This window comes from Microbacterium sp. SGAir0570 (assembly GCF_005491085.2).
GTDB lineage: Bacteria > Actinomycetota > Actinomycetes > Actinomycetales > Microbacteriaceae > Microbacterium > Microbacterium arborescens.
The window spans coordinates 1,832,726-1,852,502 of sequence record NZ_CP027929.1; the positions used below are offsets into that span (position 1 = coordinate 1,832,726).

The 19,777-nt window shown below is 71.5% G+C and carries 13 protein-coding genes; 5 read left to right on the plus strand and 8 right to left on the minus strand.

Annotated elements, in window-relative coordinates:
• Window positions 1-18 precede the first annotated feature (18 nt).
• The gene (locus tag C1N74_RS08760) at window positions 19-2,925 is read right to left on the minus strand and encodes a UPF0182 family protein (protein ID WP_023950572.1); all 2,907 of its coding nucleotides are present in this window, start codon (window positions 2,923-2,925) and stop codon (window positions 19-21) included.
• A 41-nt stretch (window positions 2,926-2,966) separates the two neighbouring features.
• Window positions 2,967-4,088: a PDZ domain-containing protein gene (locus C1N74_RS08765; RefSeq protein ID WP_137750369.1), complete on the minus strand. Its 1,122-nt coding sequence runs from the start codon at window positions 4,086-4,088 to the stop codon at window positions 2,967-2,969.
• 125 nt (window positions 4,089-4,213) lie between these two features.
• On the opposite strand from C1N74_RS08765, the gene C1N74_RS08770 reads away from it, so the two are divergent.
• Window positions 4,214-5,635, plus strand: a complete 1,422-nt coding sequence (locus C1N74_RS08770) for a zinc-dependent metalloprotease (RefSeq protein ID WP_137750370.1) — start codon at window positions 4,214-4,216, stop codon at window positions 5,633-5,635.
• Between the two features lie 113 nt (window positions 5,636-5,748).
• On the opposite strand, the gene C1N74_RS08775 is transcribed toward C1N74_RS08770, so the two are convergent.
• The 3 genes from C1N74_RS08775 to nudC all read right to left on the minus strand — a co-directional run bounded on the left by C1N74_RS08775 (window position 5,749) and on the right by nudC (window position 9,075).
• Entirely contained in the window at window positions 5,749-6,303 is a 555-nt protein-coding gene (locus tag C1N74_RS08775) for a hypothetical protein (RefSeq protein ID WP_137750371.1), read from the minus strand.
• Window positions 6,304-6,424: 121 nt separating this feature from the next.
• Complete coding sequence (locus C1N74_RS08780) at window positions 6,425-8,179, minus strand: ATP-dependent helicase (protein ID WP_137750372.1); 1,755 nt, start codon at window positions 8,177-8,179, stop codon at window positions 6,425-6,427.
• On the minus strand, window positions 8,176-9,075 hold the full coding sequence (nudC, locus tag C1N74_RS08785; RefSeq protein WP_137750373.1) for an NAD(+) diphosphatase: 900 nt from the start codon (window positions 9,073-9,075) through the stop codon (window positions 8,176-8,178). Before nudC ends, C1N74_RS08780 begins: the two co-directional genes overlap by 4 nt.
• Window positions 9,076-9,218: 143 nt before the next feature.
• Here nudC and C1N74_RS08790 point away from each other — a divergent pair, with 143 nt between their 5' ends.
• Complete coding sequence (locus C1N74_RS08790; protein WP_258317897.1) at window positions 9,219-10,415, plus strand: aminoglycoside phosphotransferase; 1,197 nt, start codon at window positions 9,219-9,221, stop codon at window positions 10,413-10,415.
• Between the two features lie 25 nt (window positions 10,416-10,440).
• Here C1N74_RS08790 and C1N74_RS08795 read toward each other — a convergent pair whose 3' ends face one another.
• A complete protein-coding gene (locus tag C1N74_RS08795) occupies window positions 10,441-13,719 on the minus strand; it encodes an ATP-dependent DNA helicase (protein WP_071918057.1) in 3,279 nt (1,092 codons plus the stop codon).
• Entirely contained in the window at window positions 13,716-16,787 is a 3,072-nt protein-coding gene (locus tag C1N74_RS08800; RefSeq protein ID WP_258317898.1) for an ATP-dependent DNA helicase, read from the minus strand. The genes C1N74_RS08795 and C1N74_RS08800 overlap by 4 nt, the downstream gene beginning before the upstream one ends.
• A gap of 140 nt (window positions 16,788-16,927) precedes the next feature.
• Between C1N74_RS08800 and C1N74_RS08805 the strand changes: the two genes are divergently transcribed.
• Both C1N74_RS08805 and C1N74_RS08810 read left to right on the plus strand, forming a co-directional pair.
• Complete coding sequence (locus C1N74_RS08805; RefSeq protein ID WP_064956528.1) at window positions 16,928-17,152, plus strand: DUF3107 domain-containing protein; 225 nt, start codon at window positions 16,928-16,930, stop codon at window positions 17,150-17,152.
• A 2-nt stretch (window positions 17,153-17,154) separates the two neighbouring features.
• Window positions 17,155-17,445, plus strand: coding sequence for a hypothetical protein (locus tag C1N74_RS08810; protein WP_088379988.1), 291 nt, complete (start codon window positions 17,155-17,157; stop codon window positions 17,443-17,445).
• A gap of 31 nt (window positions 17,446-17,476) precedes the next feature.
• On the opposite strand, the gene C1N74_RS08815 is transcribed toward C1N74_RS08810, so the two are convergent.
• A complete protein-coding gene (locus C1N74_RS08815; protein WP_023950553.1) occupies window positions 17,477-18,193 on the minus strand; it encodes a ferritin-like fold-containing protein in 717 nt (238 codons plus the stop codon).
• A gap of 130 nt (window positions 18,194-18,323) precedes the next feature.
• Between C1N74_RS08815 and C1N74_RS08820 the strand changes: the two genes are divergently transcribed.
• Window positions 18,324-19,772: a DEAD/DEAH box helicase gene (locus C1N74_RS08820; RefSeq protein ID WP_071918055.1), complete on the plus strand. Its 1,449-nt coding sequence runs from the start codon at window positions 18,324-18,326 to the stop codon at window positions 19,770-19,772.
• The last annotated feature ends 5 nt before the right edge of the window (window positions 19,773-19,777 follow it).

Genomic DNA, 19,777 nt, shown 5'->3' on the forward strand with positions numbered 1-19,777 from the left:
TCTGTCATGCGGCGGGGGTCAGTTCTGGCCCTGCTCGCCGAGCTCGAGCAGACGCGAGATCGCTTCCGTGAGCTTGGCGTCGGCGGCGCCGTACGCGGCCCAGTCCGCGTTCTGCATCGCGGTGTTGCGCTCGGCGAGAGCGTCACGGGCCTGGTTGAGCGCCGTCTGGTAATCCGAGCTCGGCGTCGTCGGCGCCGTTCCGCCGTCACCGGAGTCCGGGGTCGCCTCGTCGCCCGGGCTGGGCTCGGGAACGACGTCGGTGTCACCGGTGCTCGCACCCGAGTCGCCGCCGAACAGCTTGTCGAGGGCTTCCTGCAGCGTGTCCTCGAAGGCGACCTGATCGCCGAAGCCGACGAGCACCTTCTGCAGGGTGGGGAGCTTGGTCGCTCCCGACGACTGCACGAACACGGGCTGAACGTAGAGCAGACCGCCGCCCACGGGAAGGGTCAGGAGGTTGCCGTTGATGACCTCCGACTGGCCCTGGCGCAGGATGTTCGAGAACGACGACACGACGGGGTCGGCGTTGAAGGTGTTCTGCACCTGGCCGGGGCCCGGAACCGGTGTCTCGGCGTTGACCTCCAGCATCCGGAGCTTGCCGTACTCGGGGCTCACGACCCCGGCCTCGGAGCCCGCATCGGAGTCGACCGAGAGGTACCCCATCAGGACGTTGCGCGTGTCCTGACCGCCGGGGATGAACGACGAGAACATCGAGTACGACGGCGCGTCCTGACCGGGCATCTTCATCGTGAGGTAATACGGCGGCTGCAGCTGGGTGTCCTGCTGCGGGTCGTTCGGCGTCTTCCACGCGTTGTCGCGCGAGTAGAACGACTGGGCGGTGTCGACGTGGTAGGTGCCGAGCATCGCCCGCTGCACCTTGAACAGGTCGGTCGGGTAGCGCACGTGGCTCATGAGGTCGCCGCTCATCTCGCTGATCGGCTTGAGCGTGTTCGGGTAGACCTTCTGCCATGCCTGCAGCAGCGGATCCGTCTCATCCCACGCATAGAGCGTCACCTCGCCCGAGTAGGCGTCGACGGTCGCCTTCACCGAGTTGCGGATGTAGTTGATGTTGTCCAGCGCGACGCGCGGCTGCGGGTTGGACGAGTCGGAGATCGCGTCGCTGAGGCTGACGATCGACGAGTAGGGGTAGTTCGCGCTGAGCGTGTAGCCGTCCACGATCCACACGATGCGTCCGTCGACGACCGACGGGTAGGGGTCGTTGTCGAGCTCGAGGTACGGCGCGACCTTCTGCACGCGCGTCGCGGGGTCGCGGTCGTACAGGATCTGCGACTCCTCGTTGATCGCGTCCGAGAACAGGATGTCGGTCGACTGGAATTTCAGCGAGTAGATCAGACGGTGGAAGACGTCGCCGATCGACGGACCGCCGTCGCCCTCGAACGTCGTCTTGGTCTGGCTCTCGCCCTCCTGGCCACGCGGGTAGTCGAGCTCGATGGGCGACGAGCCCTCGGGGGCCCCGACGATCGAGTACGTCGGCGAGAACTCGCCGAAGTACACGCGCGGCTCGTACTTCTGGCCGTTCGTCAGCTCACCGGATGCCGGGATGCCGCGCTCGACGAAGACCGGGTTGCCGTCAGCGGTGCGCTCGTTGCCCTTGGCGGCGACCATTCCGTAACCGTGCGTGTAGACGAGGGTCGTGTTGTACCAGGATGCCGCGTCACCGAGCTGGTTGACGTTGAGCTCGCGCACCGAGACGACGGTGTCCTGCGACTGTCCGTCGATCTCGTAACGGTCGACGTCGAGGGGCTCGGCGAACTGGTAGTACGAGCGGTACTGCTCGATCTGACGGACTGTCGGGCCGATGATCGCGGGATCCATGATGCGGATGGATGCCGTCGTGTCGGCGTCGGCGCGCAGCTGACCCGGCTCGACATCGGTCACGGCCTGGAAGTCGGTCTTCTCGAGCCCCGAGATGCCGTAGGCCGCCTTGGTGCCCTCGATGTTGCGCTCGTAGTACTGCGACTCGAGCGTCAGCTGGTTCGGCCGCACCTGAACGTTGTTGACGAACCACGGGTAAGCGACGCCGACGACGAGCGAGGTCACCACCAAAAGGCCCGTGCCGATGAGCGGGAAGCGCCAGCGGCCGATCACGGCGGTGACGAAGAAGAGCACGGCCACGATGGCCGCGGCGATCGCGAGGATCGTCTGTCCGGGGATGACGGCGTTGACGTCGACGTAGCCGGCGCCCGTGATGCGGTCATTGGGGGTGACCAGGGTGCGGTAGCGGTCGATCCAGATGCTCACGCCCTGCACCAGCAGGTAGATGCCGGCGATGACGGCGAGCTGGATGCGCGCGGACTTCGAGATGCGCAGCTCGCGCTGGCCGACACGGACCGAGCCGTAGAGGTACGACACGAGGGCGGTGACCAGGAGGCAGACGATGACGATCGCCGAGACGAAGCCCACGGCCGCCGAGAGGAACGGCAGGGTGAACAGGTAGAAGCCCGTGTCGAGCCCGAACTGCGGGTCCGTGGTTCCGGTCGTCCCACCGTTGATCCACAGGGCGACGGTCTCCCACTGCGCCGAGGCGGCGAAGCCGGCGAAGAACCCGAAGAAGGTCGGGATGCCCCACATGCCCAGCCGGCGCAGCGGTTCGACGACCTCCTGATAACGGTCGAGCTGCGAGCTCAGGCGGGCGTAGACCGGTCGCAGCCGATAGGCGAGCTGGATCGAGAGCCAGACAGGCACCGCCATCGCGACGAATCCGACGACGAACATGATCGCGCGTGCCGCCCACTGCGTCAGCAGCACGCCGTCGAAGCCGAGTTGACGGAACCACAGCCAGTCGGCGTACAGGCTCGCGAAGATGAAGAACGCCACCACCACAGCCGCGATGACGGCGAGGGTGATGCCGACAGCGCGGCGGGATCTGCTGGGTGTGGCCGGATTCGGCACTGAGGTCGTGGTCACCCCTCCATCCTAGGCGCCGCCCGCTGGGGGGAAGCCGAGCCTCAGCCCGCGGTGCAGGTCGGCAGGGCGTCGAGATCGCCGCCCTCGCTGACCGTCTCGACGACCGAGAGCGCGTCGTCGAGATCCGCGACCGAGAACACGCGGAGGCCGTCCGGGACGTGGCCCACGACCTCGTTGCAGTTGCGCTCAGGCGCGAGGAACCAGGCCGCACCCGCATCCTTGGCGCCGTAGAGCTTCTGTCGGATGCCGCCGATCGGCCCGACGTTGCCGGTCGCGTCGATCGTGCCGGTTCCCGCGAATCGCTCGCCGCCGGTGAGCTCGCCGGGGGTGAGCGTGTCGATGATCCCCAGGGCGAACATCATCCCCGCGCTCGGGCCGCCGACGTTGTCGAGCTGGAGGGTGACGTCGATCGGGAAGTCGAAGTCCTGCGCGATCGTGACACCGATGACCCACCGCGTTTCGCCGTCGGTCGTCATCTGCTTCGGGGTGACCTCGACGGATCGCTGCTGACCGGACCGGTCGACCTCGAGCATGAGCGCGCGTCCGCCCGCCGCATTGACGGCGTCTCGCAGACCCGCCGTGGTCGTGACGGGCTGCCCGTCGACCGAGCGGATCACGTCGTCCGGCTCGAGGATGCCCGCCGCGGGCGAGTCGTCTGCGAGCTGGTGAACGCGCACGAGGGAGGTGACGTCGTAGCCGAGCTCGGACAGGGCCGCGGCGGTCGCTTCCTTCTGCGAGTCGACCATGAGCGCGGCGTTCTCATCGTTGCGCTGCTCAGTCGTGACGCCCTCGGGGAAGATCTCGTCGATGGGGACGACGGCGCGCGCCGGGTCGAACCAGGCGGCGGCGAGCTCGAGCCACGACGGCGTGCGCTCGCGGTTGCCGAGGACCTCGACGGTCAGGAGGTCCAGGGTGCCGGAGGTCGGGAACGTCTCGGCGCCCGAGATGCTGATGAGGGGGCGCTGCTCGCCGTCGCCGGAGGCCACGGACCCGAGGGTGTCGTACACGGGTCCCGGCCGCTGGATCACGAAGGAGGTGGGCACGATCGTCAGGATCAACAGCGCGACCAGGGAGAAGGACACCGCCCAGAGTCCCGCGAGGGAGGCCCGGCTCATGCGGCGTCGGGGCGCGGGGACGGGGGCGTTCTCGTCGAAAAGTGACACGTGCTGCTTTCTGATCCCGGTCGTTCGCGACCGGCGAAAGCGAACGAGGTCCGTTCGCGCCGTGCGACGAGGTCGTGCGGCTAGCGTAGAACGCGAGCTGACCGCCCTGCTGAAAGGCGCCTGACATGGCTGATGACGACCGCTCTCCCGAGGACGAGTTCCAGGAGCTGCTCCGCAACCTGCTGGGCCAGGGCGGCACGCTCGGGCCCGAGCAGCTCGAGCGTCTGTCGGCCATGGGGGTCGACCCGGCGATGCTGCACCAGATGATGCAGCATCTCCAAGGCGCCTTCGCCGCCGGAGGCGACGGCGGCGTCGACTGGAGCGCGACCCGCACACAAGCCCTCCACCTGGCCAATAAGGACGGACACGGCATCAGCGCCGGCGACCGGCAGGACTTCTCCGACGCGTTCGCCCTGGCGACGCTGTGGCTGAGTGAGGCCACGACGATCTCGGACCTGCCCGCACCGCCGCGCGCACTGACCCGTGGCGCGTGGGTGGAGGCGACGCTGCCGGTGTGGCAGGAGCTGGCCGAACCCGTCGCGACCTCGGTCGCCGACGCCCTCACCGCCGCGCTCGAGTCGCAGGCTCCGGAGGAGATGCAGAGCATGATCGCCGGGGCCGGCCGGCTCATGCGGACCGTCGGGGGCTCACTCTTCGCCGCGCAGCTGGGCGCTGTCGTCGGCAAGCTCTCGCTCGAGGTCGTCTCGGGCGGTGATGTGGGCATCCCCGTCATGCCCGACGGCGAGGCCGCGATTCTGCCGCAGAACTTCGCCGACTTCGGACGCGATCTCGGCATCGATGACGAGCAGCTCGCTCTGGCCCTCGCGACGCGAGAACTGGCCCATGCCCGTCTGTTCCGCCATGCCCGGTGGCTGCGGCTCCACGTGATCTCGCAGGTCACCGACTTCGCACGGGGGATTCATGTCGACACCGACGCCCTCGAGGAGCTCGCGTCGCGCTTCGATCCCTCCCAGCCCGAAGAGCTGCGCCAGGCGCTCGAGAGCGGCGTGCTGCTTCCCCAACGCTCCGAGGCGCAGGCCGCCGCGCTCACCCGGCTGGAGCACCTGCTCGCGACGATCGAGGGCTGGGTCGACGTCGTCTCCGCCGATGCGACGACTCGTCTGCCCGCGGCCGACCGGATCTCCGAGGCGGTACGCCGCCGCCGGGCCGTCGGCGGCCCTGCCGAGCAGGCCATGGCCTCTCTCGTCGGGCTGGAGCTGAGACCGCGGCGGCTGCGCGAGGCCGCAGCCATGTGGCGTGCCATCACGGATGCCGTCGGCGCCGATGCCCGCGACAGCCTGTGGGACTATCCCGACCTCATGCCCACCCCCGCCGACGTCGACGACCCTGCGGCCCTGATCGGGCGACTCCAGGCCCGCGCGCGGGGCGAGGCTCCCGAGCGCGATGAGATGGACGACGCGCTCGACGCGCTACTGGCCGCCGCCGCGGCCGGCGACGACGCCGGGACAGGCGAGGGCGACGAGGCGACCGACGATCCTCGCGGCCGTCGGGACGAGGACGGCCCCGAGGGCCCTGCGCCCGTCTGACCGGGTCCCGACCAGCCGCGCCGCGCCGCCGAGTCCCGCTCCTCCCCAGCGGCGCGGGACCACCGGGCCCGCCCTCGGGCTGTGGAGACGCCGGCACGTCGGCGGGCGGGCTGTCAAGAATCGGGGTCATGCTCCGTCTCGATGCGTCCGCCGCGCCGCTGTGGCGCTCTCCCTCGGCCCTGCAACTGGGCGATGAGCCCGGAGCGGCGGTGCTCGACCCCGTCGAGCCGTGGCACGAGCGCGTGATCCACGCCCTGGTGAACGGCATACCGGATGATCTGTTCGACACGATCGCCCGCGACGCGGGCGCTCCTGCCGATGAGGTTCCCCGGCTGCGCCGGCTGCTGCGCCCGGTGCTCGCAGAGCCGCGCCCGCGGCCGTCCGTCGCCCTCTCTTTCGGCGACGACGTCGGTCCCGCCGATCGGCGAACGGTGCAGCATGCGTTCGCGGCGGCCGGAGCCCAGGTCGGGGCGGCGCAGGCCGCCGCAGTCGCCAGGGTCCCGGAGCGGGTCGTCGTCCTGGTCGCCTCCCGCCTCGTCGAGCCGCGGCGAGCCGCTGCCCTCGTCGCCGACGACGTCGCTCACCTGGCCCTCGAGCTCGCCGGGAACCGTGTCGCGGTCGGGCCGCTCGTCGTACCGGGCCGGACGGGCTGCCTGGCCTGCCTGCATGAACATCGACGCGACCGGGATGCCGCGTGGCCGGTGCTCGCCGCACAGCTCCTGGGCCGTCCGTGTCCTCCGACCGATCCGGCGCTCATCTCGGCCGCCTGCGCGATGTCGCTGCAGCTGATCAGCGCGCCGGTGACGGAGCGGACCCGGTCGATGACGCTGCGGGCGTCGTTCGGCGAGCCGACGTGGCACGACCACGAACCTCATCCAGCGTGCTGGTGCCGATCTCCCGGACGAAGCGAGACACCTGCCGTTCGTAGCGCCCCGAGGTCCGAGCCCACGACAGAGTCAACGTTCGCGCAGCTCGCGTGACACCCACGTAGGCCAGTCGGCGCTCCTCGTCGATCTGCTCGAACGTCGTGGCGTAGGCGATGGGCAGCAGTCCCTCCGCAAGGCCCACGAGGTGGACGTGATCCCACTCGAGGCCCTTCGCGGCGTGAAGGGTCGACAGCGTCACGGTCCGCGTGGCGATCTCGTGCTGATCCTTCGCCCGCACCTGCAGCTCATCGGTGAACGCCCGCATCGTGGTACCCGCCGGCGCCTCCTCGGCGAGGCGGAGCAGCGCCGCGCGCGCCTCCCAGGCGTCACGGAGCGGACCGCCCGCCGGGGGCGGCTCGTCGCTCAGACCGAGCGAGCGCAGGATCGACCGGACGTCGGCGACGAGGTCGCCGGACGAGGGCGCCACGGACGCGCCGCGCAGGGCCATCACGGCCTGGCGCACCTCGGGGATGTCGAAGAAGCGTGCGCCTCCGAGCACCGCGGCGGCGATGCCGCGCCGCGCCAGCGCCGCCAGGAGCGGCGCCGACTGGGCGTTCACCCGATACAAGACGGCGATGTGGCGCGGATCGATCCCCCGCGCGAGCTGCTCTGCGACCGCTTCGGCCACGCCGTCCGCTTCGGCGGTGTCGTCGGCGAATGCACGGATCGTCGGGCGCGGATGATCGGGGGTCGCGCGATCGGCCGTGAGCTCGAGAGCCCCGGGGCGGCCCCGCATGAGAGCGTTCGCCACGGCGACGACGCCCGCCTCGGAGCGGTAGTTGCGTTCGAGCCGCAGAATCCGCGCATCCGGATGCCGGGTGCCGAATTCCAGCAGGTACGACGGGTCGGCGCCCGCGAAGGAATAGATCGTCTGGCTGGCGTCACCGACGACGCAGAGATCACGGCGTTCGCCCAGCCAGAGCTCGAGCAGGCGGTGCTGCACGGGCGAGACGTCCTGGAACTCGTCCACGGTGAAGTGGCGGTACTGCTCGCGCACTTCAGCGAGGACGCGCGGCTCGGCCTCGAGCATCCCCGCGCACGCGAGCAGCACGTCCTCGAAGTCGAGCTGCCGCCGCTCGTCCTTCACCTGCTCGTACGAGCGCTGCAGCGCGACCACCGCGTCGAGCGATAGCGAGCCGACCGGTTCGGGCCTGTCGAGGGCGTATCGCTCGATGGAACGCATCGTGATCTTCCGCCACTCGATACGCGTCGCGACATCGCGCAGGACGGCCGGATCGGGGTCCAGCCCGATCGCGTCGGCCGCCTGCGCGAGCAGCCGCACCTTGCTTCCCAGGATCGTCGGCGCAGCGTCGCCGGCGAGCTGCGGCCAGAAGTAGTTCAGCTGTGCCAGAGCCGCGGAGTGGAACGTGCGCGCGGCGACGCCGCCGACGCCCAGGGCGCGCAATCGACCCCGCATCTCCCCCGCGGCTTTCGCCGTGAAGGTGACCGCCATGACCCGGTTCGGCGAGTACGCGCCGGTCTCGACGCCGTGCGCGATGCGGTGGGTGATGACGCGAGTCTTCCCCGACCCGGCCCCCGCGAGCACGCACACGGGACCGCGCAGCGCAGAGGCCGCCTCGCGCTGCTGCTCGTCGAGTCCGGCGAGAGGATCTGTCATGCGTCGTCACCGCACCAGTCGACGATCAGGCGACGAGCGATCGAAGCGGAGCCGGGCAGCATCACCGGCCCCGCGCCCGCGAGCGAACTGCGGATCTCCGCGCGGTCGAACCAGCGGACGGCGACGATCTCGTCGCCGTCGGGACGTGCTCGCGAGGCGTCGGTCGCCACAGCGTGGAAGCCGAGCATCAGGGAGCGCGGGTACGGCCACGCCTGCGACCCGCGGTAGACGAGGTCGTCGACGACGACGCCCGCTTCCTCGGCGACCTCGCGACGGATCGCGGTCTCGAGGGATTCGCCCGCTTCGACGAATCCGGCGAAGGTCGAGAATCGGTTGTCCACGGCCCACGCGGCGTTCTGCCCCAGAAGCAGGCGCTCGTTGCCGGCGTCACTGACGGCGACGATCACAGCGGGATCGGTCCTCGGGAACTGTTCCCGGCCGCATCCCGTGCACACGCGCGACCACCCGGCCGACCGCAGCCGCGCGGGCGCTCCACAGCGCGGGCAGAAGCGGAAGTCGGCGAACCAGCGGCCGAGGGCGACCGCCGTCACGAATGCTCCCGCATCCTCGTCGACGAGGTCGCCGCCCGACATCCGCAACGAGGCCCAGCTGTCGTCGCCGCCGTCGGCGGGGATCGCCTGCGCGGCGATGAGCCGGGCCGAGCCGTCGGCGGCGCGCCCGAGGAAGGCCCATTCGGCCGTTCCCTCCTCGTCCGCGACGAACTCGGGAGCTTCCCAGACGAGGCGGTCGCCCCGAACCCGGGCTCGGTCGCCCCGTACCGTCAGCACGCGCGTCGTCGGGTCGGCGCGAAGACGGTCGAGGAGCGTTTCGTCGGAACGTTCTTCCGGTGACGGCTCGAAAACGGACCGGGCCAGCGCCGGCGGCTGCATTCGCATCTCGGGGACCTCTCTCGCGGGCGTGGCGCGTCGGCCTGCGCGGCCGCCCGACCTACCCTGATGGCATGGCTCGCTCTCCCTTCACTCTAGCCGCGTCCGTCAGTTCGGCTCTCCCCGGCGCCGCAGTCGTGGCGGCGGCGGAATTGACCGAGCGGGCGGACGGGCGATACGACAGCGCGCTGGTGACGCTGGAGGACGGGCGACGCGTCGTCGTGCGCGTTCCGGTCGACGTCGACGCCGACCTCGAGCTCGTCGCCGACACCCGTGCGCTCCGTGCGCTGACCCCCGGGGTGCGCGGGCTGCTGCCGTTCGAGGCGCCCACGGTGCTCGGCACCGCCCGGATGGGAGGCGTCACCGCCGTCGTGCAGGAATACGTCCCGGGGTACCGTGTCGAGGCCGGCCACATCCCGCCGGGTCGCGGCGCGGCCTGGTCGCTCGGATCAGCGATCGCGCGCGTCCACGCACTCCCCCACGCGGTCGCCCGCGACGCCGGTCTGCGCACCCGCACGAGCGCCGAGGTGCGCCAGGACGCCGAGCGCCTGCTCGACCGCGCGGAGGCGACGGGATCGCTTCCGTTCGGGCTGCTCCGCCGCTGGAGCACCGCGCTCGGCGAGGATCGGCTGTGGCGGTTCGAGGCCACCATCACCCTCGGCGGCGTCGACCCCGGTCGTTTCGTCCTGAGCGACACCGCAGCCGGCCCGACGGTGACAGGCCTGCTCGCGTGGCACGGTCTGGGCGTCGGCGATCCGGCCGAGGATCTGCGCTGGCTGGCTTCGGCACCCGACGCTCGCGACGACGTCCTCGCCGCGTACGCCGAAGCGGCGCACCACACGCCCGATGCCGCGCTGGCCGCACGTTCCCGGCTCTACGCCGAGTTGGAGTTCGCCCGGTGGCTGGCTCACGGACACGAGACCGGCGCAGAGCGGGTGGTGGAGGACGCCGTCGCACTGCTGTCCGCGCTCGACGAGGGCGTTCGCGACGAACCCCTTCTTCCGGAGGACTACAGCACCGTCGACGACGCGCTCGAGCTGCTCGGCCGTACCCCGACCGCGGTGACGGCCGGTGACACCTCGATGCAGACCGACACCTACGACCCGGCGCTGCTGGCCGCCTACCTCGCCGACCAGGACACCGCCGAGCAGGCCGACATCGAGACGATCCCGATCGACCTGTCTGATTGGACGCCCGACGGCGCGTGGAGCGACCGGCGCGGCGACACCGGCGCCGCCCCCACCGTCCCCGCGTCGGCGCCGGATGGGTCGTCGGCGGACGACACCGACGATCCCGAGCACGCCGAGGCGGCCCGCAACGCGCTGCGGCGGTGGTCTTCGGCCGAGTGAGGTCCCGGGGCCGACGCCGCAGGACTCACCCCCGCAGCACGAGGTCGTCGGCCACGTAGAACAGCGCGACGTCGATCTCCGACTCGGGGATGCCGTGCCGGATCGAGTACGCCCGCCGGTAGAGCTCGAGCTGCAGCATCCGTTCGGCGCGCTCGGCCGGCGTTCGCGGCGGACGGCCGGTCTTCCAGTCGACGATCTCGATGCGCCCGCCGCGGTCGGCACGGCGGTACACCGCGTCGAGCTTGCAGATGATGACGTGCGGGCGGCCGTCGCCGAGGAGGCGGTCATCGGCGAAGTCGATCTCGGTCTCGACCTCGATCGGCTGGAGGTCGGCCCATTCGGAGCGGAGGAAGATCTCCTGCAGACGGCTCAGCTCGCCCTCTCCGGCGGCGGGCCCCTCAGCGGGGTCGTCGACGTCCCACAGCGGCGCGTCGGGCTGCGGACCCCGCGCGGTGATACCCGAGCGCTGCTCCACCCACGCGTGGAAACGGGTGCCCAACCGGGTCTCGCGGTACGGACGCTCGGGCAGCGGACGCAGGGTCGCCTCGACGGCGGCCTCGTAGTCGGCGGCGTAGTCCTTGAAACGCGATGCGGGGATGCGCGTGGGGGCGGCACGACGAGCACCGGCGGACCGCTCCTCGCGCTCCGCGAGCAGCAGCGCGAGATCGCGTTCGGCCTCGTCGCGCTCGGAGGCCTGCTGTGCGCCGCGCACGAGCGTCGCCGCCGCCTCCACGCGGCCGCGGCGCTCGCCCAGGGGATCCAAGGGCCACCGCATGATCTGGCGCCGATCGTTATAGGGGTTCTCCCCCGGCTCGCTATCGGGAAGCTCCTGGCCGAGCGCGATCGCGATCTCTCGCAGGAACGGGCTCGGACCGCGGGGATTCCGGGTGCCCGACCATGGCGAGCCGCTGAGGAGCAGCGCGTCGCGGGCACGCGTCACGGCGACGTACGCGAGGCGGCGCTCCTCCTCGCGCTGGCGTTCGGCGTTGTCCTCGGCGAACCGGGTGAGCGCCGCCTTGAGGTCCTGCTGGGTCGGCGACACGTGCGCCTCCCACCCCAGCTGCGGCAGCCAGCGCGCGTCACCGCGGAACGCGTACGGCAGCACGCCGAAGCCGAGCCACCCCTGTTTGTCGCGCGGGCGGGCGGGCAGCTCGTCCGCGACGACCCGCCCCACGGCCACGGCATCCCACTCCAGCCCCTTGGATCCGTGGATCGTGAGAATCTGCACGACGTCGTCTTCGGGGGGCTCGGTGCGGGGCGCGAACTCGTCTTGACGCTCGGCATGGTCGAGCCACGCGAGCAGACTCGGCAGCGACCCCGACTCGTCGGTCGCGAGGAAGCCCTGCAGCTCATCGACGAAGGCCCGCAGCTGGTCCGACGCGACGCGTGCGGGGCCTCTGCTCTCGTTCGCGGCCAGTTCGATGTCGAGCCGCAACTCCGCCTCGATCAAGCGCACGAGCTCGGGAATCGGCATGGATGAGGCACGGCGCAGGCCGGCGAACGTCGCGGCGGCGTCGCGCAGACGCTCGCGACCGGCGTCGCTGAAGTCGGCGAGCCAGCCGTGATCGGGGCCGACACGCACGAAGAAGTCGAGCGCGTCGATGAGTGAGGCGTTCTCTTCGGTCGCACTCTCCGCGGCGAGCGGCTGCAGTGCGACGTCGGAACGCGCGAGTCGGCGCCCCAGCTCGGCGAGCGAGCGGAGGTCGCGGAGCCCGATGGACCAGCGCGGTCCGCCCAGCAGGCGGAGCAGCGCCGACCCTGCTGACGGATCGCTGATGACCCGCAGCGCCGAGACCACGTCGACCACTTCGGGAGTGCTGAGCAGTCCGCCCAGACCGAGGATCCGGTGCGGGATGCCACGCCGCGCGAGGGCGTCGGCGAAGCGCACCATGTGCTTCTTGCTGCGCAGCAGGATCGCCGCGCTCGTCGGAAGACCGCGCCGCTGGCGGCCCGCTCGCACCTCTTCGAACCACCCGGCGACGCGCTCGGTCTCGGCATCGAGGTCGGTCTCGAACACGATGTCGACATCACCACCGGGCGCCCCCGGACGCGGCCGCAGCTGATCGACGGGCACGGGAGAGCGCGCAGCGAGGGGCTCGAGCACCGCATTGGCGGCATCCAGGATCCGTTCGCTGTTGCGCCAGCTCGTCGCGAGGGAGTACCGCCCCGAGCCGCCCGCGGGGGCGAACGCGGCGGCGAAGTCGCCGAGGTTGCCCGCGCTCGCGCCGCGCCAGCCGTAGATGGACTGGTGCGGGTCGCCGACGGCCATCACGGATGTGCCGGCGAACACCGCGCTCAGCAGCTCGGTCTGGACGACCGAGGTGTCCTGGTACTCGTCGAGCAGCACGACGGGGTACCGCGCGCGCAGATCAGTGGCGACAGCCGGATGGGCGCGGACGATCGTCAAGGCACCCGCCACCTGATCGGAGAAGTCGATGACGCCGGATCGCAGCTTGCGCCGCTGGTACTCGACGGCGAGGTCGGCGAGCAGCGGCAGGCCCGCGACCTGCTCGGCGGCACGCGCCACGTCGGCGTAGACGGTGGTGCCGCTGCGGGTCGAAGGGCGCTCGCGGACATCTTGGAACGCCGCGCCGAAATGAGCGAGCTCGTCGAAGTCGACCAGGTTGTCGACGCCGTCGCGCGCGATGCGCAGCGCGCCGTCGATGATGCTGCGCAGGGCGTTCTCCCGCGTCTCGAGACGTTCGTCGTCGGAGTCGAGGACCACCCGACGCATCAACAGCCACGCCGCAGATTCGCTGAGGACGGCGGCCTCGGGATCGCGCCCGATGCGCACCGCGTTCTCGCGGACGATGCCGTCGGCGAAGCTGTTGTACGTCGAGACCGTCGGACGCTCGAGCAGCGCGTCGGTCGCGGGGCCGAGCGTCTGCGCCCCCGTGTCATCGACGAGCCGTCGTTGCGCGGCATGCCGGCGCGCGCCCCCGGGATCGCCCGCTCGCTCGAGCTCTCCGAAGACGTCGAGCGCGCCTCGCCGGTGCAGCGCGTCGAGGTGCGGCAGCAGACCGGCGTCCTCGAACTCCGCGAGGCGATCGAGCCGCCGGCGGATCCGTTCGCTCAGCTCACCCGCGGCCTTGCGGGTGAAGGTCAGCCCGAGGATGCCCGAGCGCGGGACGTGCCCGTTCGCGACGAGCCAGACGACGCGGCCCGCCATCGTCTCGGTCTTCCCGCTGCCGGCGCCGGCCACGACGAGAGCCGGCGCGAGCGGCGCGGAGATCACTGCGCTCTGCTCCGGCGTGGGAGGGAACTGGCCGAGAGCGGCCGCGAGCGCGGCAGGCGAGACGGTCATGTCGCGCTCACCGCCGCGATCGTGTGAATGCGGCAGAGCCCGAACGAATGGTCGTCGCGGCAGTGCTCCTCGAACGGAGCCTCGAAGCTGACCCCTCCCATGACGCGTGCCGCGCCGCGCACCCGACCGAGGAAGGCCGCGCGCTCGTCGTCGCCGAACGGCGGCTGACGGGGCGCGGCATAGTCCTTCGTGGCTGCCGTCGGACGCAGCACGAGCAGCATCGCTCCGCCCGGGGGCAGCCCCGCCGCCGCGGGGATCGCGCCGTGCTCGTGCGCGAGCTGATAGGCCGCGAGCTGCGCGTGATGGGTCACCGCACGGTCGGTCTGCGGTTCGCGCTTGCCCGTCTTCAAGTCGACGATCACCACGCTCCCGTCGGCGCGCAGCTCGACGCGGTCGACCGCGCCGCTCAGGACGATGCGCCCGTCGGCGTCGTCGTGGGCGAGCTCCACCTCGAAGCGCGGCTCGGCTCCCAGCAGGCGCCCGCCGTCGCGTTCGAAGTCGCGGAGGTAGCGAGCGAGCCGTCGGACGAGGTCGCGGGCACGCGTCCGCTCCGCCCGTTCCCGCCAGGCGGACTCGAACTCGAGCTCGCTCCAGCGTGCCGCCACCGCCTGCCACAGCGAGTCCTCGTCGGGCGACGCGATCTCGAGGGCGCTGTGCACGATCGTGCCGATGCCCGCCGTCGCGCTCGACGCGTCGCCGCCGAGATCGGCGATCACCCAGTTCAGCTGACACTCCTCGAGCGTCTCCAGACGCGAGGGCGATACGCGGATCGTCTCGACCTCGCGATCGCGCAGCGGCGCGGTCGTGGTCGGCGGGCGGACACCGAACCATTCGACGGGATCGGCGCCGGCGATACCCGCATCGGCCAGCAGCGCGAGCTGACCTGCTGCTGTGCGGCGATCGTCCTGCGCCGAACGAGGGTCGGTGAGGATGCGGCGGTGCCGCGCGACGAGGCCGCGAAGGGTCAGCGGATGCGCCGCCTCGGGTGGAGCCGCCTCCGCTTCCGGCAAGAGCTCGAAGAACGGGCTCGGGCCGGTGTCGTCGTCGTCGACGGCCGTGATCACGACGAGCTCTCGGGCCCGTGACACGGCGCGCGCGAACAGGCGGAGCTCGTCGTGGAGCACTCCCCGTCGACGATCCAGCGCATCCGCGACCGCGGGATCGTCGAACGGCAGGCGCCATGTGTCGAGCAAGCCGCCCCGCACCCGCAGGTTCGGCCAGATGCCGTCCTGCACGCCCGCGACGACCACCGTGTCGAACTCGGTGCCGAGGGCGGCTGCCGGGGTCAGCACACGGACGGCGCCGCTCACCGGAGGCGGGACGAATCGGTCGTCGCCGACATCGGCATCGAGGATGCCGCGGAGGAACACCACGGGCGTCGTTCCGTCCTCTCGCTCGCCGTGGCGCTTGGCCGCCTGGAACAGCGCCACCACGGCGTCGAGATCGCGGTCGGCCTGCGCGGCCAGCGGACCGTGGCCACGGGCGGCCTCACGCAGGGCCCGCTCGCGTCCGGATCCCTCCCACGCCGCCCAGAGCACTTCGTGGGCGGTGGCATCGTCGGCGATGAGGTCGGCGACCGCGCGCAGCGTGTCGGCGACGCGAGCGGCGCGTCGGGCCTCGCGCAGGTCGAGCACGGCGAGTTCGGCGGAATGGAGCATCGCCGAGCGCAGGAGCTCCCAAGCCGACACCGGCTCGCCCTCGCCCGGGGGGAACGCCTGTCGGAGCGCCGATCGGAGCCGGCGCTGGTCGACCGCATCCAGACCGGCACCCGAAAGCGCGGCGATGACCTCGTCGCGCTGCCACGTCTCCCCCGGCCGCGCCGCCAGATCGACGAGCCGCAGGAGGTCGCGCACCACGGGCGACTCTCCGAGCGAGGTTCCGGTGCCGGACGTCGCCGTCGGCACGTCGCGCGCGGCGAGCTCGGCCTCGAGCGCGGTCACCTGACGGCTGTCGTGTGCGATCACCGCGCACTCTTCCCACGGAACACCGTGGTGCACGTGCCGCTCCCTGAGCAGTCGCGCCACGGTGTCGAACTCCTCCGATCGGGAGCGCAGCGCCAGGGCGCGGACACCCGCGAAGGGGGCATCCGGCTCCGGCGCCCGGCGGTGAGCGACCAGCCCGACGGCGCCGATGCGGGCGGTGACAGCGGAGACCAGCGGGGCGTGTCGGCCCTCCGCTCGGTGCACGGTGTCGAGCACCAGGACGTCACCGCCTGCCGCGAGCCGGGCGAAGTTCTCCGGTGTGGCACCCCGGAACGCACCCGACCCCACGTCCGGGTCGCCGAAGGCCACGACGGCGATGCCCCGGGCTCGGCACGCCTCGAGGAGATCGACGCCTCCGGCGGTCAGCTCCTGTGCGTCGTCGACGAGCGCGACGCGCAGCTGCGGCAACCCCTGCCGCGACACGATGTCGACCGCTTCGCGGATGAGCCCCGCAGCGTCGCGGTGCGCGCCACGCATGGCATCCCGGACCGCGAAGTACTCCGCCATGAACGAGGCCGCCGCCTGCCACGCGGGCCGCCCCTCGCGAGCGGCGCGCTCCGCGAGAGCCCGGCTGTCGATGCCCGAAGCGGTGCATTCGGCGATGAAGGCGCGCAGCTCCGCACGGAAACCGCGCGAGCCTCGGACGTGCGCGGGCAGCTCGGCCGGCCATCGCGACCGTCCGTCGAGCTCGTCCTCCGCGTCGCCGTCGAGCAGGTCGCGGATGATGGCGTCCTCGTCGCCACCGGTCAACAGGCGCGGCGGTTCGACACCGCGGCGCACGGCGTCGCCACGCACGATCTGGAAGGCGAATGCCGGTACCGAGCGTGCCAGCGGACCGGCCGTGGCGGCCCCGACCGCCACGCCGAGATCGTCGCGGAGGTCGGTCGCGGCCTGTCGAGTGGCGGTGAGGACGACGAGGGTGTCGGGGTCGACGCCCTCGGCCACCAAGCGGCGCACCCGCTCGACGATGGTGCGGGTCTTGCCCGTTCCCGGAGCACCGACCACCACGGCGCTCGCGTCGGCGGGGAGCGTCAGCACGCGCGACTGAGCGGCGTCGGGCGTGATGCCGACGGAGACCTGACCCATACCTTCCACGCTAACCGGCACCGCCGACATCGGTTCGCCGCGGGCGTTCGCCCAGGGCGTGACCGCGCCGGCATCCCGACCCGGGCGGTGTCGTAGAGTCGAAGAGCGCCCGAGGCACGGGCGCGGAGGAGGATGAATCCGTGGAGATCCGTATCGGCATCGCGAACACCGGCCGCGAGCTCAGCCTCGAGTCCAACGAGTCCGCGGACGCGGTTCGCGCGACCGTCTCCGAAGCCCTCACCTCGGGCGCTCCGTTCGTCGAGCTGAGCGACGCGAAGGGCAGCTCCTACATCGTCCCGACCGCGGGCATCGCATTCGTCGAGGTCGGCACCGACCAGACCCGCCGCGTGGGCTTCGTGGCCTGACCGTGCAGATCGTCCTGGCGATCATCATCGGCGCGGCGATCGGGCTGGCGGCCGAGTTCGCGCTGCCCGGGCGCGAGGCGCGCGGGGCCGCTGTCGCGCCCGTGCTCGGAGCCGTCATCGGCGGCGTCGCGTGGACGGCGCTGACGTGGGCGGGCCTCGCTTTCGACAACCCCGTCATCTGGGTCGTCGCGATCGTGGCGCCGGCCGTCGTGGTCCTCGCCGCGCTCACGCTGATGACGCGGGCGCGGGCCCGCACCGACGCCGCGGAGCGCCGCCGCCTCCGGATCGGCTGATCGCCGGCGCCCGCCCGGCTGCCGGGCCCCGTCAGGCCTCGAGACCCATCGCCGCCATGCGCCGCGAATGAGCGGCCATGACGTCGGCGTAGGTCGGTTCGACCCGCTTCTCGTCGGCGGGCTGAAGCGACGTCGACCGCAGGGCCGCGCGCGCGATCAGCAGCGTGTCCCCGACGAGGCGCCGGCCCCACAGCGACAGCAGCCCGCGCCATTGCTCGTCCGCCGCGATCGCGTCCGTGATGATGCGCACCAGCGCGCTGCGGTCGTCGTGCGCGCGCAGGATGACGGCGACCTGGCGTCCCGTGTCGCCGTAGCTCGCCGACAGTGCGAGGTAGAAGTCGTCCAGCATCCCCGCGGTCAGGTGCACCGAGAGCATCGTCTCGAGCGGGCGGGCGCCGTGAGTGGCGCGGCGGAAGGCGTCGAGTGGCTCGCGGAAGGGAAGCATCAGCTCGAGCGGATCGGCGCCGCGGTCGCGGATCACCCCGACGAGCTCGCGGTGCTTCAGCAGCGCCGTGCCCGCCGCCAGCGACAGCGACTCCTTCTGCGACAGTTCCGGGGTCGAGGCGATGAGGTCGCTCAAGGTCTCGAAGTAGCCGAGCTGCAGGTACGCGGCCTGCCCGAGGAAGGTGTCGACGTCGGGAGCGAGCTCCTCGAAGTCGACGCGACGGACGTCCCCGTAGTCGCCTCGGGATCGGAGCCGCAGGGTGCGGCCGACGGGACGCTTGCGCTTGAAGAACCAGCTCACCACGGCTCCAGCCTAGGGTCGCGGTAGGCTGGATGCGCCCCGGCATCGGACCGGGGCCCCGCGCCTGTGGCTGAGTGAAAGGCGTGGACCCTCATCCCCGGCGGCTTCTCACCGCCAGACAGGCACGTCACCCATGACCACATTCGCTGATCTCGGCGTCGACCAGGACATCGTCGACGCCCTCGCCGACAAGGGCATCGTCGACGCCTTCCCGATCCAGGAGCAGACGATCCCGCTCGGCCTGCCCGGCCAGGACATCATCGGTCAGGCCAAGACCGGAACCGGCAAGACGTTCGGTTTCGGCATCCCCGTCGTCCAGCGCCTGGGCCTGAACCCGGCACCGGGCGTCAAGGCCCTGATCGTCGTCCCCACCCGCGAACTCGCCGTCCAGGTCTTCGAGGACATGGACATGCTCACCCGCAACCGCTCGACGAGCGTCGTGGCGATCTACGGCGGAAAGGCGTACGAGGGCCAGATCGACCAGCTCAAGGCCGGCGCCCAGATCGTCGTGGGCACGCCGGGCCGTCTGATCGACCTCGCGGGCCAGCGCCTGCTCGACCTCTCCAACGCGACCGAGGTCGTGCTCGACGAGGCCGACAAGATGCTCGACCTCGGCTTCCTGCCCGACATCGAGAAGATCTTCCAGAAGGTGGCGCCCGTACGCCACACGATGCTCTACTCGGCGACCATGCCCGGGCCGATCGTCGCGCTCGCCCGACGCTTCATGTCGAACCCCATCCACATCCGCGCGACCGACCCCGACGAAGGCCTGACGCAGGCCAACATCAAGCACCTCGTGTACCGCGCGCACTCGCTCGACAAGGATGAGGTCATCGCCCGCATCCTGCAGGCCGAGGGTCGCGGCAAGACCGTGATCTTCACCCGCACCAAGCGCGCAGCGCAGAAGCTCGTCGACGAGCTCAACGACCGCGGGTTCAACGCCGGCGCGGTGCACGGCGACATGAGCCAGGAAGCACGCGAGCGCTCGATGGCCGGATTCAAGGCCGGCAAGAAGGACGTTCTGATCGCCACCGATGTCGCCGCGCGCGGCATCGACGTCGACGACGTCACCCATGTCATCAACCACACCATCCCCGACGACGAGAAGACCTACCTCCACCGCGCGGGCCGCACCGGTCGCGCGGGCCGCACCGGGATCGCGGTCACATTCGTCGACTGGGAGGACCTGCACAAGTGGGCCCTCATCAACCGCGCCCTCGAGTTCGGCCAGCCCGAGCCCGTCGAGACGTACTCGTCGAGCCCGCACCTGTTCGAAGACCTCAACATCCCCGCGGGAACGAAGGGACGTCTGCGTAAGCTCCCCACGACCCAGAGCGTGAAGACCGTCTCGTCCGACTCGGCCGAGGGCGAGGCGAAGCGCCCGCGTCGCCGTCGCTCGCGCGGCTCGGGTGACGGCGCGGCCACCGCCGAAGGCGCGACGCCCGCGTCGACGGATGCGGGGACCGGCACGCACGACGGTGGCGGGTCCGAGCACCGCGACGGCAAGACATCGCCTCGCCGTCGGCGCCGTCGCCGCGGCGGTTCGGGGTCGGCCGGCACGACGGCTCCGGCCGCGAGCTGAGCACC

Excerpts from the sequence above, each read along its gene's own strand:
- C1N74_RS08770 (WP_137750370.1), top strand. The coding sequence starts at position 4,214 with ATGGCTGATGACGACCGCTCTCCCGAGGACGAGTTCCAGGAGCTGCTC.
- C1N74_RS08775 (WP_137750371.1), bottom strand. The coding sequence starts at position 6,303 with ATGCAGGCAGGCCAGGCAGCCCGTCCGGCCCGGTACGACGAGCGGCCC.
- C1N74_RS08780 (WP_137750372.1), bottom strand. The coding sequence starts at position 8,179 with ATGACAGATCCTCTCGCCGGACTCGACGAGCAGCAGCGCGAGGCGGCC.
- nudC (WP_137750373.1), bottom strand. The coding sequence starts at position 9,075 with ATGCGAATGCAGCCGCCGGCGCTGGCCCGGTCCGTTTTCGAGCCGTCA.
- C1N74_RS08795 (WP_071918057.1), bottom strand. The coding sequence starts at position 13,719 with ATGACCGTCTCGCCTGCCGCGCTCGCGGCCGCTCTCGGCCAGTTCCCT.
- C1N74_RS08800 (WP_258317898.1), bottom strand. The coding sequence starts at position 16,787 with ATGGGTCAGGTCTCCGTCGGCATCACGCCCGACGCCGCTCAGTCGCGC.
- C1N74_RS08820 (WP_071918055.1), top strand. The coding sequence starts at position 18,324 with ATGACCACATTCGCTGATCTCGGCGTCGACCAGGACATCGTCGACGCC.